The 15,644-nt window shown below is 41.2% G+C and carries 13 protein-coding genes and 2 tRNA genes; 14 read left to right on the top strand and 1 reads right to left on the bottom strand.

What is annotated here, in order from left to right; translation table 11 throughout:
• Window positions 1–164 precede the first annotated feature (164 nt).
• From secG to DK857_RS08340, 12 genes are all read left to right on the top strand, one after another.
• A complete protein-coding gene (secG, locus tag DK857_RS08395) occupies window positions 165–509 on the top strand; it encodes a preprotein translocase subunit SecG (protein ID WP_036939352.1) in 345 nt (114 codons plus the stop codon).
• Window positions 510–567: 58 nt separating this feature from the next.
• A tRNA-Leu gene (locus DK857_RS08390) sits at window positions 568–657 on the top strand.
• Between the two features lie 60 nt (window positions 658–717).
• Window positions 718–794 (top strand) — tRNA-Met (locus DK857_RS08385).
• A gap of 202 nt (window positions 795–996) precedes the next feature.
• A complete protein-coding gene (rimP, locus tag DK857_RS08380; protein ID WP_036914691.1) occupies window positions 997–1,449 on the top strand; it encodes a ribosome maturation factor RimP in 453 nt (150 codons plus the stop codon).
• 20 nt (window positions 1,450–1,469) lie between these two features.
• Window positions 1,470–2,978, top strand: a complete 1,509-nt coding sequence (nusA, locus tag DK857_RS08375) for a transcription termination factor NusA (protein WP_006535691.1) — start codon at window positions 1,470–1,472, stop codon at window positions 2,976–2,978.
• Window positions 2,979–3,000: 22 nt separating this feature from the next.
• A complete protein-coding gene (infB, locus tag DK857_RS08370; protein ID WP_109394669.1) occupies window positions 3,001–5,757 on the top strand; it encodes a translation initiation factor IF-2 in 2,757 nt (918 codons plus the stop codon).
• Between the two features lie 302 nt (window positions 5,758–6,059).
• Window positions 6,060–6,461: a 30S ribosome-binding factor RbfA gene (rbfA, locus tag DK857_RS08365; protein ID WP_006535687.1), complete on the top strand. Its 402-nt coding sequence runs from the start codon at window positions 6,060–6,062 to the stop codon at window positions 6,459–6,461.
• Window positions 6,461–7,414, top strand: coding sequence for a tRNA pseudouridine(55) synthase TruB (gene truB / locus DK857_RS08360; RefSeq protein WP_109401974.1), 954 nt, complete (start codon window positions 6,461–6,463; stop codon window positions 7,412–7,414). The genes rbfA and truB overlap by 1 nt, the downstream gene beginning before the upstream one ends.
• A gap of 123 nt (window positions 7,415–7,537) precedes the next feature.
• Window positions 7,538–7,807, top strand: a complete 270-nt coding sequence (gene rpsO / locus DK857_RS08355; protein ID WP_023583571.1) for a 30S ribosomal protein S15 — start codon at window positions 7,538–7,540, stop codon at window positions 7,805–7,807.
• 250 nt (window positions 7,808–8,057) lie between these two features.
• Window positions 8,058–10,187: a polyribonucleotide nucleotidyltransferase gene (gene pnp / locus DK857_RS08350; protein WP_075673619.1), complete on the top strand. Its 2,130-nt coding sequence runs from the start codon at window positions 8,058–8,060 to the stop codon at window positions 10,185–10,187.
• Window positions 10,188–10,299: 112 nt separating this feature from the next.
• Entirely contained in the window at window positions 10,300–11,187 is an 888-nt protein-coding gene (nlpI, locus tag DK857_RS08345; RefSeq protein ID WP_109394665.1) for a lipoprotein NlpI, read from the top strand.
• A gap of 171 nt (window positions 11,188–11,358) precedes the next feature.
• Complete coding sequence (locus tag DK857_RS08340) at window positions 11,359–13,215, top strand: DEAD/DEAH family ATP-dependent RNA helicase (protein WP_075673617.1); 1,857 nt, start codon at window positions 11,359–11,361, stop codon at window positions 13,213–13,215.
• 212 nt (window positions 13,216–13,427) lie between these two features.
• Here DK857_RS08340 and DK857_RS08335 read toward each other — a convergent pair whose 3' ends face one another.
• Complete coding sequence (locus DK857_RS08335; RefSeq protein WP_036939330.1) at window positions 13,428–14,078, bottom strand: helix-turn-helix transcriptional regulator; 651 nt, start codon at window positions 14,076–14,078, stop codon at window positions 13,428–13,430.
• 187 nt (window positions 14,079–14,265) lie between these two features.
• Here DK857_RS08335 and DK857_RS08330 point away from each other — a divergent pair, with 187 nt between their 5' ends.
• Both DK857_RS08330 and DK857_RS08325 read left to right on the top strand, forming a co-directional pair.
• Window positions 14,266–15,228: a sugar phosphate isomerase/epimerase family protein gene (locus DK857_RS08330; protein ID WP_109394659.1), complete on the top strand. Its 963-nt coding sequence runs from the start codon at window positions 14,266–14,268 to the stop codon at window positions 15,226–15,228.
• Window positions 15,229–15,264: 36 nt separating this feature from the next.
• Complete coding sequence (locus DK857_RS08325) at window positions 15,265–15,642, top strand: RidA family protein (RefSeq protein WP_109394657.1); 378 nt, start codon at window positions 15,265–15,267, stop codon at window positions 15,640–15,642.
• Window positions 15,643–15,644 lie beyond the last annotated feature (2 nt).

Below are 15,644 nucleotides of genomic sequence, written 5' to 3'. Positions count from 1 at the left end.
TGATGATTTTTTCTTCAATCAATCACTTTGTAGAAAAATAACCTTGCTTGTCAGTTCAGCTTTGGTTAGTATTCACACCCGCTTAGTAAGGTCTTGAACTAAAGCGGGTGAAGCAATCGAAGGTTATCGTTAAGACGATAAGTTCCATAGAAAAGGTAACGCAAATGTATACGGCACTCATTGTTATTCTTATCATTGTAGCAACAGGGCTAGTTGGTCTGATCCTGTTACAGCAGGGTAAAGGTGCTGATATGGGCGCTTCTTTTGGTGCAGGTGCTTCCGGTACAGTATTTGGTTCAAGCGGTTCAGCTAACTTTATGACCCGTATGACCGCTGTTTTAGCGACAGCTTTTATTGTACTTGCCCTTATTTTAGGTAATCTAAGTGCCAATAAAACTGTACGTGAAGACAGCAAATGGATGTCTATCGAGCAGACTGCAGAAGAAGCTAAAAAAGCTGAGCAATTAGCAGCGCCTGTAGCGCCAGCAAATACAGATATTCCGCAGTAAACTAAGTAAAGATTTAAATGAGATTGTTAATTTTTACGCAATAACAGTCTCATTAAGTGCCGAGGTGGTGAAATTGGTATACACGCTACCTTGAGGTGGTAGTGCCTATAAAACGGGCGTACGGGTTCAAGTCCCGTTCTCGGCACCATTATTCCAGATAGCTTGCGTTTTGCTTGTTATCAGCGTAAAATTTGCCACGTTTTTCGAACGCGGGGTGGAGCAGCTTGGTAGCTCGTCGGGCTCATAACCCGAAGGTCGTCGGTTCAAATCCGGCCCCCGCAACCACTTCTAACAATACAGCACTTTTCTCATTAATCATCTTGTTAAACCGATTATGATCCTGAGTGGAATGTGCCGTAAGAAGAGGTTATTTTCGAATGGCAAGTTACAGGGTCCAGTTGCATAAAGCCCCGAATTTCGGGGTTTTTTGTTATCAGAGAATAGAATACTGGGCTATAGGCCCTTTTTTTATGCCTTGGGGGTGGGTTTGTCCACATTAGAGCAAAAATTAACAGCGATGGTTTCAGCACCAGTAGAAGCATTAGGCTTTGAATTTGTCGGTCTTGAGTTTATTCGTGGCCGAGAATCAACATTGCGCATCTATATTGATAGTGAAGACGGTATCACTGTTGATGATTGTGCTGATGTTAGCCACCAGGTCAGTGCTGTGCTGGATGTTGAAGATCCAATTCAAACAGTTTATAACCTTGAGATTTCTTCTCCTGGTTTAGAACGACCTTTATTCACTGCAACGCATTATGAGCAATTTATCGGCGAAGAAGCCGCTATCGTATTACGAATTGCAATGCAAAACCGCCGTAAATGGCAGGGCATTATTAAGTCTGTCGCTGGCGAAATGATCACGGTTACTGTGGATGGTAAAGACGAAGTGTTCGCACTGAGCAACATCCAGAAAGCTAACCTGGTACCCCACTTTTAAGTTTTGAAGAGGCAACTAGGATGAACAAAGAGATTCTGGCTGTTGTGGAAGCGGTCTCTAACGAAAAATCTCTTCCTCGTGAAAAGATTTTTGAAGCACTGGAAACCGCACTAGCGACAGCAACTAAGAAAAAATACGAGCAAGAAATTGATGTTCGCGTATGTATCGACCGTAAAACCGGTGATTTTGATACATTCCGTCGTTGGGTTGCCGTTGATGAAGTGACTCAACCAACTCGTGAAATCACACTTGAAGCTGCTCAATATGAAGATCCTAGTATCGAACTAGGTGGTTATATTGAAGATCAAATCGAATCTGTTACTTTCGACCGTATTACAACACAAACTGCTAAACAAGTTATCGTACAAAAAGTACGTGAAGCTGAAAGAGCAATGGTTGTTGATCAATTCCGCGAACAATTAGGCGAAATTATCACGGGTGTTGTGAAGAAAGTGAACCGCGAAAATATCACTTTAGATTTAGGCAATAACGCTGAAGCGGTTATTTTACGTGAAGATATGTTGCCACGTGAAAACTTCCGTCCAGGTGACCGTTTACGCGGTGTTTTATACGATGTACGTACAGAAACTCGTGGTGCACAACTTTTCGTGACACGCTCTCGCCCTGAAATGCTGGTTGAACTTTTCCGTATTGAAGTACCAGAAATTGGCGAAGAAATCATTGAAATTAAAGCTGCAGCGCGTGATCCAGGTTCTCGTGCCAAAATCGCAGTAAAAACTAACGACAAGCGTATTGACCCTGTGGGCGCTTGTGTTGGTATGCGAGGTGCACGTGTACAAGCCGTTTCCAGCGAATTGGGCGGCGAGCGAATTGATATTGTTCTGTGGGATGATAATCCTGCACAATTCGTCATTAATGCAATGGCTCCGGCAGATGTTGCTTCTATTGTTGTCGATGAAGACAAATGTACAATGGATGTTGCAGTTGAAAGCAGTAACCTTGCGCAGGCAATCGGCCGTAATGGTCAGAACGTTCGTCTGGCAGCACAGTTACTGAAAAAACATCGTGGTGATGACAAGTGGGAATTAAACGTCATGACTGCTGATGAACTGAATGCAAAACATCAGGCAGAAGCAAACGCAGCCATTGAAATATTTACTAAGCATCTCGACATTGATGAAGACTTCGCAACTGTTTTAGTTGAAGAAGGTTTCTCTACCCTTGAAGAGTTAGTTTATGTGCCAATCAGTGAACTGCTGGCTATTGACGGACTAGATGAAGATACCGTTGAAGCTCTACGTGAAAGAGCAAAAGCCGCGTTAACAACGATTGAATTGGCCCAAAAAGAAAGCCTAGGCGATAACCAACCAGCCGAGGACTTATTAGCTCTCGAAGGATTGGAGCGCTCTTTAGCATTTGATCTAGCTGCCCGTGGTATCTGCACACTGGAAGATCTTGCCGAACAGGGTATCGACGACCTAACTGATATTGAAGGTTTAAATAGTGAGCGCGCAGGCGAACTCATTATGGCCGCACGTAATATCTGCTGGTTTGGGAATGATGCGTAACAACTGAGCAGGAAGGAACAGAATGACAGATGAAACAGTAAAATCACTGGCAGAAGAGATTCAGACCCCGGTTGAACGTTTGGTACAGCAGTTTGCTGATGCCGGTATTAAGAAGACCGTCTCTGATTCTGTCTCCCAAAAAGAGAAAGAAACCTTACTGGCTTGGTTGAATCGTGATAAAGACGTATCAACCAGCCAACCAGAAAAATTAACGTTACAACGCAAAGTGCGTAGTACGTTAAGTGTTCCTGGTACAGGTGGCAAAAGTAAATCAGTAGCCATCGAAGTCCGCAAAAAACGCACTTATGTGAACCGTGACGCCGTTGAAAAAGCGCAAGCGGATGAGCAAGCTCAGCGTGAAGCGGAAGAAAAGGCGCATCGCGAAGCCGAAGAAAAAGCCCAGCGCGAAGCACAAGAGAAAGCACAGCGCGAAGCTGAAGAAAAAGCAAAACGTGAAGCTGAAAAGGCAAAGAAAGACGCCGAAGAAAAAGTGAAACGTGAAGCTGAAGAAGCAAAACGTGAAGCAGCGGAATTAGCTAAGCGCGAAGCAGCGGAAAAAGATAAAGTGAAACAAAACGATAAACCAAAAGCTGATAAAGCAGCAGATCAGGAAAAAGCACGTCGCAATGCTGAACAGGCTGAACTGAAACGTAAAACGGAAGAAGCACAGCGCCGTAAAGCGGAAGAGGAAGCAAAAGTTGCAGCAGAAAAAGCACGTCGCTTAGCTGAAGAGAATGCTGAAAAATGGACTGCTGAACCTAAAGCGCCAGAAACTGAAGGCTCAGACTATCATGTAACCACATCACGTTATGCTCGTGATGCAGAAGATGAAAGTGATGCTGAAGTTGAAGGTGGCCGCGGTCGTGGTCGCAACGCTAAGGCTCCTCGTCCTAAGAAAAATAACCGCCATTCTGAAAAAGCAGATCGTGAAGAAGCACGTGCTGCTGGTCGTACTAACAAGAAAGGTAAACGTAAAGGTAGCTCATTACAGCAAGGCTTCAATAAGCCAGCTGCTGTTGTAAACCGTGATGTTATTATCGGGGAGACTATTTCTGTTGCTGAACTTGCTAACAAAATGGCAGTAAAAGGGTCTGAAGTTATCAAAACTATGATGAAAATGGGTGCTATGGCGACCATTAATCAGGTTTTAGACCAAGAAACTGCACAGCTTGTTGCTGAAGAAATGGGTCACAAAGTTATCTTACGTCGTGAAAACGAGTTAGAAGAACAAGTCATGAGCGATCGTGATACTGGCGAAGAAAGTGCAGTATCTCGTGCACCAGTTGTAACTATCATGGGTCATGTTGACCACGGTAAAACATCATTACTGGACTACATTCGTTCAACGAAAGTAGCATCAGGCGAAGCGGGTGGTATCACCCAGCATATCGGTGCTTACCACGTTAAAACTGACAAAGGTGAAATCACCTTCCTGGATACTCCAGGTCACGCCGCGTTTACTTCAATGCGTGCTCGTGGTGCTCAGGTAACGGATATCGTTGTTCTGGTTGTTGCGGCAGATGATGGTGTAATGCCACAAACTATCGAAGCAATCCAACACGCAAAAGCAGCAAACGTACCTGTTGTTGTTGCTGTGAATAAAATTGATAAACACGAAGCTGATCCAGATCGCGTTAAAACTGAACTGTCTCAATATGGCATCCTGCCAGAAGAGTGGGGCGGTGAAACTCAGTTTATGCATGTATCTGCAAAACAAGGTTTAGGTATTGATGAACTGCTAGATGCTATTCTTTTACAAGCTGAAGTTCTTGAACTGAAAGCAGTTAAAGAAGGTATGGCAAGCGGTGTTGTTATCGAATCTTACCTGGATAAAGGTCGTGGTCCAGTTGCAACTATTCTTGTCCGTGAAGGTACACTGAATAAAGGTGACATCGTTCTGTGTGGTTTCGAATACGGTCGTATTCGTGCAATGCGTAATGAATTAGGCCAAGACGTTCAATCTGCTGGTCCATCAATGCCTGTTGAGATTTTAGGTCTGTCTAACGTTCCTTCTGCAGGTGATGAAGCAACAGTTGTTCGTGATGAGAAGAAAGCGCGTGAAGTTGCATTATACCGTCAAGGTAAATTCCGCGATGTTAAACTGGCTCGTCAGCAGAAGTCTAAACTGGAAAACATGTTTGCTAACATGGAAGAAGGTAAAACTTCTGAACTGAACATCGTTCTGAAAACAGACGTTCAAGGTACTTGTGAAGCGATTACTGATGCATTAGTTAAACTGTCTACTAATGAAGTTAAACTGAAAATCATCGGCTCAGGTGTAGGTGGTATCACCGAAACTGACGCAACATTAGCCGCGGCTTCTAACGCAATCATTCTTGGTTTCAACGTTCGTGCTGATGCATCTGCTCGTCGTATCATTGAACAAGAAAGCGTTGATTTACGTTACTACTCCGTTATCTATAGCCTGATTGATGAAATCAAACTGGCAATGAGCGGTATGTTGGCACCTGAATATAAACAAGAAATCATGGGTCTTGCAGAAGTCCGTGATGTGTTTAAATCACCTAAATTCGGCGCAATTGCGGGCTGTATGGTGGTTGAAGGTAACATCAAGCGTAATAACCCAATTCGTGTTCTGCGTGATAACGTGGTTATCTATGAAGGCGAACTTGAGTCATTGCGCCGCTTTAAAGATGACGTCAACGAAGTGCGTAACGGCATGGAATGTGGTATCGGTGTGAAAAACTACAACGATGTCCGTGTTGGCGACATGATTGAAGTCTTCCAAGTTATCGAAATCAAACGTTCTATTGATTAATTTAGTCCGTCTTGTTTTAAAAGGGAGCTCAAGGGCTCCCTTCTTATTCCTTTCTTTGCTGTATTCCCCTTTTATTTCCTCTCCATTTTTCAACATAACCGAAATAGATTGCCTTTCAGTAATTTATGAAAGTGAAATAACAGGGTAAAATAGCATCAAAGAAACATTTTATTTCTAAAGAAAGAAATCAGAGAAAGCGGTTGTTAAATACCACTTCATGTATACTCTTTAGATATCATTGATTTTAGATTTGAATTAACAATGACAATCAGGGCGATACCCTATTGTCAGGGAGAATTAAAATGGCAAGAGATTTTAGCCGCAGTCAGCGTGTTTCTCAGGAAATGCAAAAAGAAATCGCCATCATTTTACAACGCGAAGTCAAAGATCCCCGTATTGGAATGGCAACGGTATCTGGCGTTGAGATTTCTCGTGATTTGGCTTATGCCAAAGTATTTGTCACCTTTTTAAACTTATCTGGTGGTGAAAAAAGCGAAGAAGAGATGGTTGCAGAGGGTTTAACTGCACTTAATGAAGCCGCTGGTTTTATTCGTTCTTTATTAGGTAAAGCGATGCGTTTACGTATTGTGCCTGAATTGACATTTGCTTATGACAACTCATTAGTTGAAGGTATGCGTATGTCTAACTTAGTTTCTAACGTCGTTAAAAGCGATGAAGAGCGTCGCCATAAAGAGGACAAATAATGGGGCGTCGTCGTAAGGGGCGTGAGATTAACGGCGTATTGCTACTCGATAAACCCCAGGATATTTCCTCTAACGATGCACTCCAAAAAGTCCGCCGTATGTTTAATGCCAGCAAGGCAGGGCATACAGGGGCATTGGATCCTTTAGCAACAGGTATGCTCCCTATTTGTTTAGGTGAAGCAACGAAATTTTCACAGTTTCTATTGGATTCAGATAAGCGTTATCGCGTTATTGCACGTTTAGGGCAACGAACAGATACCTCTGATGCACATGGCGAGGTTATTCAAGAGCGCCCAGTACAATTTACACAGCAAGCTTTAGATGATGTCTTGGATAGCTTTAGCGGTGAAACATTGCAAGTCCCTTCAATGTACTCCGCTTTAAAACATCAAGGTAAACCGCTTTACGAATATGCCCGACAAGGTATTGAAGTAGAGCGTGAAGCAAGACCCATCACCGTTCATGAACTCCAGTTTATTCGCTGGGAAGGTGATGAGTTAGAGCTGGAAATTCATTGTTCTAAAGGTACTTACATTCGAACAATTATTGATGATCTTGGTGAGAAATTACAATGTGGTGCTCACGTTATTTTCTTACGTCGATTAGAAGTCGCTGATTATCCTAAAGAGCGAATGGTAACGTTAGAGCAATTAAGAGCAATGATAGAGGATGCACAAACTGCACAAGAAGATCCTTTCTTGGCACTTGATGCACTGTTATTGCCTATGGATACCGCTGTTGCACATTTTCCGGTTGTGAATTTAACCACGATTATTGCGGGTTATCTCAAGCTGGGGCAGCCTGTTCGGGTTAATCATGACATCAATGAAGGCGAATGGGTGAGAGTAACTGAAGGCGATGAAAAAAAATTCATCGGCCTTGCTATCATTAAAGATGGCCTAGTTGCTCCGAAAAGAGTCGTTGTAGACTATAGCGTACAAGATAACACTTAATAGCAATCTTGCGCTAAAAGTGTTTGAAGCGTAGAATAATGCGGCTATCTGTTTAGGTGGCTGAGTTGGATAGCTGAATTAGAGATTGGCTATCTGAAAATTTTACTTAATTTGGAGTTTATTATGTCTCTAAGTACTGAAGCGAAAGCACAAATCGTTGCTGAATTTGGTCGTGACGCTAACGATACTGGCTCAAGCGAAGTTCAGATTGCACTGCTGACTGCAGAAATCAACCACCTGCAAGGTCACTTTTCAGAGCACAAAAAAGATCACCACAGCCGTCGTGGTCTGCTACGTAAAGTTTCCAGCCGTCGTAATCTGCTGGACTACCTGAAGCGTAAAGATGTTGCTCGTTACTCTGCACTGATTGAACGCTTAGGTCTGCGTCGCTAATCAAGCGAGTTTCATTGGAAAGGGGCCTGTTGGCCCCTTTTCTACTAGAAAGTGCTATTTTTAATATTAGTCGTTATGTTTTAATGTGGTGATTGTTATTTAGTCTCTCTAGTTACGACAATTCGCGCGGCTAATGAAAGTATTTATCGCTAAATGGTTAATATTTTCATTAGTCGCGAGGGGACGTAGCGGAGAAAAGATCATTCATCGTCGCTAAACATCTGGCGACAATAAGATAAAGGATATTATTTTGTTGAATCCTACAGTTCGTAAATTTCAATACGGTCAACATACTGTTTCATTAGAAACCGGCATGATGGCTCGTCAAGCAACAGCTGCTGTTATGGTTGACATGGACGGCACCGCTGTTTTTGTTACTGTTGTTGCAAAGAAAAAAGTTAAAGCTGGACAAGATTTCTTCCCATTAACTGTTAACTACCAAGAGCGTTCATACGCTGCTGGTCGTATTCCAGGTAGCTTCTTCCGTCGTGAAGGTCGTCCTGGTGAAGGCGAAACGTTAATTGCACGTTTAATTGACCGCCCTTTACGCCCATTATTCCCTGAAGGTTTCTTAAACGAAATTCAAATCGTTGCTACCGTTGTTTCTGTTAACCCACAAGTTAACCCAGATATCGTTGCGATGATTGGTGCTTCTGCAGCATTAGCGCTGTCAGGTGTTCCATTCAATGGCCCTATCGGTGGTGCTCGTGTTGGTTTTATCGATGGACAATATGTTCTAAACCCAACAGTTGATGAGCTGAAAGTTAGTAAATTAGATTTAGTGGTTGCAGGTACTGCAGGTGCGGTACTAATGGTAGAATCAGAAGCTGATTTATTATCAGAAGAAGAAATGCTAGGTGCAGTCGTATTTGGTCATGATCAACAACAAGTTGTGATCGAAAACATCAATGCATTAGTGGCAGAAGTGGGTAAAGAGAAATGGGATTGGGCGCCAGAAGCTATCAACCAAACTTTACACGACCGTATTGCACAATTAGCACAAGCTCGCATTGGTGATGCTTACCGTATCACTGAAAAACAAGAGCGTTATGAACAAATCGAAGCTATTCGTGATGACGTTATTGCGACATTAGTTGCTGAAGATGAAACTTTAGATGAAGCTGAAATCAGTGAAATCTTCTCAGGTCTTGAGAAAAACATCGTTCGTGCTCGCGTATTAGCGGGTGAACCACGTATCGATGGTCGTGAAAAAGACATGGTACGTGCATTAGACATTCACACTGGTTTATTACCACGTACTCACGGTTCAGCACTGTTTACTCGTGGTGAAACTCAGGCACTGGTTACTGCAACATTAGGTACTGCACGTGATGCTCAAACTATTGATGACATCATGGGTGAGCACACAGATACTTTCTTACTGCACTATAACTTCCCTCCATACTCTGTTGGTGAAACAGGCATGATGGGTTCACCAAAACGTCGCGAAATCGGTCATGGCCGTTTAGCAAAACGTGGTGTGTTAGCAGTAATGCCAACAATTGAAGAATTCCCATATACTGTTCGCGTGGTTTCTGAAATCACTGAATCAAATGGTTCATCTTCAATGGCGTCTGTTTGTGGTGCTTCTTTAGCACTGATGGATGCAGGTGTACCAATTAAAGAATCTGTTGCAGGTATTGCAATGGGTCTAGTGAAAGAAGGCGACAACTTTGTTGTTCTTTCCGACATTCTGGGTGATGAAGACCATTTAGGCGATATGGACTTTAAAGTTGCGGGTAGCCGTAACGGTGTCAGCGCATTACAAATGGATATCAAGATCGAAGGTATCACTCGCGAAATTATGCAAGTTGCATTAAACCAAGCGAAAAGCGCACGTCTACACATTTTAGGCGTAATGGAAGATGCAATTAGCCAACCTCGTGCTGATATTTCTGAGTTTGCACCACGCATTCATACTATCAAAATTAATCCAGACAAGATCAAAGACGTTATCGGTAAAGGCGGCTCTGTTATCCGTGCATTAACGGAAGAAACAGGCACAACTATCGAAATCGAAGATGATGGTACAGTGAAGATTGCTGCAACAAGTGGCGACCAAGCAAAACAAGCTATCGCTCGTATCGAAGAGATCACTGCTGAAGTTGAAGTGGGTCGCATCTACAACGGTAAAGTAACTCGTATCGTAGATTTCGGTGCATTCGTTGCTATCGGTGGCGGCAAAGAAGGTCTGGTTCATATTTCTCAAATCGCAGACAAACGCGTTGAGAAAGTGAGTGACTACTTGGAAATGGGTCAAGAAGTTCCAGTTAAAGTACTGGAAATTGACCGTCAAGGCCGTATTCGCTTAAGCATGAAAGAAGCTCAAGCTAATCAGCAGGAAGCAACAGAAACTTCTTCTGAAGATTCTGCAAATTAATGATATTCTACTACCGGTATCTAGACATAGGTATCGGTAGAGACTTATTATGATTGACAAGTAGGACGTCCAGAACGCTTTTTGTTGAAAGGTCTGACTTTGGGAGTGAGAAATGAAAACATTTCTGCGCGGTTGTTCTATTGCTGTTTTCATCTTTATTTCCGGATGCAGCACTAGTCCAGAATGGCGTCAGAATGCGATTTTCGCCACTCCATTACAACCTTCTTTACAACAAGAAGTGATATTGGCTCGTATAGAACAAATTCTTGCGAGTCGCTCATTAACCGAAGATGAATACGCACAGCTTTTATATGAGCGTGGTGTGCTGTATGATAGTCTCGGTTTACGAGCTTTAGCGCGCAATGATTTTTCAATGGCGCTCTCAATAAGACCAGATATGCTGGAAATTTTTAATTTTCTAGGTATCTATTTTACGCAAGCAGCGAACTATGATGCTGCTTATGAAGCGTTTGATTCTGTTTTAGAGCTTGATCCAACTTACAATAATGCGCGTTTTAATCGTGGTATCGCTTTATACTACGGTGGCCGATTGAAATTGGCGCAGGATGATCTGCAGGCGTTTTATCAGGTCGATCCAAATGACCCCATTCGTTCGCTTTGGTTATATCTTGTCGAAAAAGAGATAAACACTGATTTAGCTAAACAACAGTTAAAACAGCGATACCAGCAGGCGGATAAAACGGGGCAATGGGGATGGAATATAGTTGAGTTTTATTTAGGTAACATTAATGAAAAAGCATTAATGTCAAAACTACGTGAAGCCTCAACCGATAACACTTCGCTCGCTGAGCATCTTAGTGAAACTAACTTCTATTTAGGTAAGTATTACCTAAGTCTGGGGGACATGGATAGCGCAGAAGCGTTATTCAAGCTGACGGTTGCCAACAACGCACATAACTTTGTTGAGCACCGCTACGCATTGTTGGAATTAGCACTGTTAGGCCAACAAGAAGACCTAGCGGAATCGGACCAGCAATAGCTGACGAACATTTCTCTGATCAGTTTGAAAGCCATCATCTACATAGGATGAGGGCTTGTTTGTTCGTTTAATAATATAATTTGAGCCAGTTCACATTTTAGATGATAAAGACCGACAAACCATGCGGTATGTTATGTCAACTGGCTGCCATAATGAATGAGGCACAGTGACATGACTACTGAAACCGATATGACTTTTGCTGATCTAGGTTTATCAGCACCTATTTTGACTGCACTGAATGACTTAGGCTACGAGAAGCCTTCTCCAATTCAGCAACAATGTATTCCTTTCCTTTTAAACGGCAATGATGTTTTAGGTATGGCACAGACAGGTAGTGGTAAAACTGCCGCATTTAGCCTGCCACTATTGCACAATCTTGATGAATCATTAAAAGCACCACAAATTTTAGTTTTAGCACCGACTCGTGAACTTGCGGTTCAGGTTGCTGAAGCAATTGAAGATTTCTCTAAGCATTTACCAAAAGTAAATGTTGTTGCACTGTATGGTGGTCAGCGTTACGACGTTCAATTACGTGCGTTACGTCAAGGACCACAAGTTGTTGTGGGTACACCGGGTCGTTTATTAGACCATTTAAACCGTGGCACATTAGATTTATCTAAACTGAAAGGTTTAGTATTAGATGAAGCTGATGAAATGTTACGTATGGGCTTTATTGAAGATGTTGAAAACATTTTAAGTAAGATCCCAGCAGAACACCAAACAGCACTGTTCTCTGCAACAATGCCAGAAGCTATTCGTCGTATTACTCGTCGTTTCATGAATGATCCGAAAGAAGTACGCATTCAAAGTAGCGTAACAACACGTCCAGACATTAGTCAAAGCTATTGGATGACATTCGGCGCACGTAAAAATGAAGCATTAATTCGTTTTTTAGAAGCTGAAGATTTTGATGCAGCGATTATTTTCGTTCGTACTAAGAATGCAACATTAGAAGTTGCTGAAGCTTTAGAGCGTAATGGTTATAACAGTGCGGCGTTAAATGGTGATATGAACCAATCACTGCGTGAGCAAACATTAGAGCGTCTGAAAAATGGTCGTTTAGACATTTTAATCGCAACTGACGTTGCGGCTCGTGGTCTTGACGTTGACCGTATCAGCCTTGTTGTGAACTATGATATCCCAATGGATTCAGAATCTTATGTTCACCGTATTGGTCGTACAGGTCGTGCGGGTCGTGCCGGCCGTGCAATTTTATTCGTTGATAACCGTGAGCGTCGTTTACTGCGCAATATCGAACGTACAATGAAGATGACTATTCCTGAAGTAGAACTGCCAAATGCAGAACTTATCAGCCAACGTCGTCAGGAAAAATTTGCACAGCAAATCGCGCAACAATTAGAAACTAGCAACCTTGATCAGTACCGTGCTCTGTTACCTAAATTAGCTCCACAAGGTGAAGAAGCGCTGGATATGGAAACACTGGCTGCGGTATTACTGAAAATGGCTCAAGGTGAGCGTGCGCTTATCCTGCCACCAGATCCAGTTCGTCGTCCTCGTCGTGAATTTAACGATCGTGATGATCGTCGTCGTGATAACGATCGTGAGCGTTCTCCTCGTCGTGAACGTCGTGATGCTGGCGAAATGGATTTATACCGTATCGAAGTGGGTCGTGATGATGGTGTTGAAGTTCGTCATATCGTTGGTGCGATTGCTAACGAAGGCGATATCAGCAGCCGTTACATTGGTAATATCAAACTGTATGGTTCTCACTCAACCATCGAATTACCAAAAGGGATGCCAACAGACTTATTAAGCCATTTCACACGTACACGTATTATGAACAAACCACTGAATATGCAATTAGTGGGTGATGCTCAATCTCAGCCTTTCCGTGAGCGTCGTAATAACAGCCGTCGTGATGGTCAGCCACAAGGTGGTCGTCGTTTTAACAATGGTGATCAACCACAACGTCGTGGTAATAACGATCGTGGTGGCGAACGCGGTAACTTCCGTAGTCGTAGTAACGAAGGTACGCCTCGTCGTCGTAGCAGTTCTCATAACCAATAAGGAACTTGAGATTCATGTGATTTCAAGTTGAATTGATAAAAGCCAGCCCACAAAAAGTGGACTGGCTTTTTTTATAGTAATGACCAGTCTTATCGACGGTTGACGTGATGAGGGGATTTAGTCACCACTAAAAATAGTGGGTTATCACCTCGATGACAACATGAAAAAAGTTATCAACCTATATCAGAAGCAGTCATGATAAGGAAATTTTATTATTTCTTATTTAGATTTCTTAAATGCTTATAAATTGTTGCTGAACTTATACCTAACTCGGTAGACACTATTTTATGTGTTGCTGAAAATTCAAAAAGTCCACTTTCATCTAATTCTTTAATTATCTCTAAGTTTTTATATTTACTTGGAATATTTTTATTTCCATAAACTCTTTTCTTAATTGGCTCTAGATGGTTTTGTACAAGATTATTCACATCTTGTGAGAAATTTTCATGTTTTAAATTATTCGTGTCAGTAAAACTATCTATTAATGCATTTAATGGCATGTCAAGAGCAAAATTCATACAAATCATACCAATGGGTGTACCTGCATTATTAACAATTAAGGTTGATGATGATTTAAAGGGGCGAACACTTTTGGTATTGAAATAAACCTCCCACATTTGATCTGTTCGATTGAATTTTGAGAGTTTCTCTAAGGCAATGTTAGTAACAGGGGCGCCTAAGCTACGGCCAGTAACATGCCCATTAACTATATGGATAACAGAGTGGCGTAAATCCTCAAAACTATGTAGCACTATTTCACAATAATCACCTAAAAATTGCCCCAGATTATCAAGAAAAGGAATATAAGAATGAAGTAAATACCGATCTTCTTCAGTAATTTTTTGGTTTGTAGGAAGGTCCATAATAAATTTTACCCATCATTACAGTTAAGTAATTCTAACGTTAAAAGTTATCTAAATCCATACTTTGTATACTTTTATTACACTGAGTAAAATATTTTTATACTTAGTTAAGTTTTATGATCCTAAGCACATACTTTATTCCCCTAATATGGCTAAATACACGGCATAGAAATTCGAGGAAAAGATTATGAAGCTAGGTATTGAAACAGAGTCATACCACCTATTTTTTCAACAAGGTGTAATGGATGTTTTTGATTTTATAAATAAAGCAGCTGAATTAGGGTTAGATGGGGTCGAATTAAACATCATACCTGATGAAGGGTTACATCCAGAATTTGGTGTACTAACAAGTGATAATCCTGAGTATTTGGCCAAAATACGCCAGGCAATTGAAGATAAAAATCTTTACTGTGAATTAGACACTCGCTTTACAACACCAGAAGCTTTAACAAAAGCAATTGATATTGCTCGAGGTATTGGAGCTGATGTTATACGTACTTATATGTTCCGCCGTGGACAATATAATCCGAAACAATATCCTAAAATTATTCAAGATATTAAGTCTATTGTTCCATTATTAAAAAAATATCGTGTACGTCTTGCAATAGAAAATCATGAAGATGAGACCGCTGATGAAATAGTGAATATTGTAAAGAATATTGATTCTACTTGGGTGGGTGCACATTGTGATATTGGTAATGGCATGATGGCGTGGGAAGATCCCATTGTAACAGTGAGTAAGTTGGCACCTTATACATATAGTACCCATTTTAAAGATCATATTGTTACATACCATGATGAAACGCCAGTGATTACAGGAATGCCTCTTGGTGAAGGGAGCATTAATATCGATGAATGTTTTCGCTTATTAGTTGAACATTCGCCTGTAACACGTATTAACTTAGAAAACTGTTTTCCATATACATCTCATTTTGCTAGGGATAAAGGGACGGGAGGAGTATTTGAATTCAGTGGAAGTTTTGAAGTTAAACCACCTCCTTTTGATTCTAAGCTAATTAAACCATTGGAATATTATTATCCAGAAAAAATTTCTCGCATGGCATTAGAAACATTAATGGAGGCACAAGATCGTTGTGTGCAAGTTTCTGTTAATGAATTAAAGAAATTAAGAAAAAAATATTGTTATTAATATATAAACATCTTTATAAAATATTGGAGTTATTTCATGATTATTAATACTACATCAGCACCAGAAGCCATTGGCCCTTATTCACAAGCAATTAAAATTGAGAATCATATTTATATTTCAGGTTGTTGCCCATTTAATCCAAATGATGGTTCTGTTATGGGAAATGATATTGAAACTCAAACACTTAGAGCTATGAATAATTTAAAAGCTATTTTAGAAGAAGCTGGTGCAACAATGAATGATGTCGTTAAAACGACATGTTTTATTAAAAATATAGAAAGTTTCCCTGTTTTTAATAATATTTATTCTTCTTTTTTCTCGTCAGGAAGATATCCAGCTCGTTCATGTGTTGAGGTTTCTCGCTTACCTAAAGATGTTCTAATTGAAATAGAAGCCATTGCTTATAAAAAATAGGA

The organism is Proteus terrae, assembly GCF_003144325.1.
In the GTDB taxonomy this organism is placed as follows: domain Bacteria; phylum Pseudomonadota; class Gammaproteobacteria; order Enterobacterales; family Enterobacteriaceae; genus Proteus; species Proteus terrae.
This window is presented reverse-complemented; position numbering and strand designations above follow the sequence as displayed.

Bases quoted from the DNA above. Each gene is read 5' to 3' on its own strand.
- nusA (WP_006535691.1), top strand. From the start codon at position 1,470: ATGAACAAAGAGATTCTGGCTGTTGTGGAAGCGGTCTCTAACGAAAAA.
- DK857_RS08340 (WP_075673617.1), top strand. From the start codon at position 11,359: ATGACTACTGAAACCGATATGACTTTTGCTGATCTAGGTTTATCAGCA.
- DK857_RS08330 (WP_109394659.1), top strand. From the start codon at position 14,266: ATGAAGCTAGGTATTGAAACAGAGTCATACCACCTATTTTTTCAACAA.
- rpsO (WP_023583571.1), top strand. From the start codon at position 7,538: ATGTCTCTAAGTACTGAAGCGAAAGCACAAATCGTTGCTGAATTTGGT.
- rbfA (WP_006535687.1), top strand. From the start codon at position 6,060: ATGGCAAGAGATTTTAGCCGCAGTCAGCGTGTTTCTCAGGAAATGCAA.
- DK857_RS08335 (WP_036939330.1), bottom strand. From the start codon at position 14,078: ATGGACCTTCCTACAAACCAAAAAATTACTGAAGAAGATCGGTATTTA.
- nlpI (WP_109394665.1), top strand. From the start codon at position 10,300: ATGAAAACATTTCTGCGCGGTTGTTCTATTGCTGTTTTCATCTTTATT.
- secG (WP_036939352.1), top strand. From the start codon at position 165: ATGTATACGGCACTCATTGTTATTCTTATCATTGTAGCAACAGGGCTA.
- truB (WP_109401974.1), top strand. From the start codon at position 6,461: ATGGGGCGTCGTCGTAAGGGGCGTGAGATTAACGGCGTATTGCTACTC.
- infB (WP_109394669.1), top strand. From the start codon at position 3,001: ATGACAGATGAAACAGTAAAATCACTGGCAGAAGAGATTCAGACCCCG.
- DK857_RS08325 (WP_109394657.1), top strand. From the start codon at position 15,265: ATGATTATTAATACTACATCAGCACCAGAAGCCATTGGCCCTTATTCA.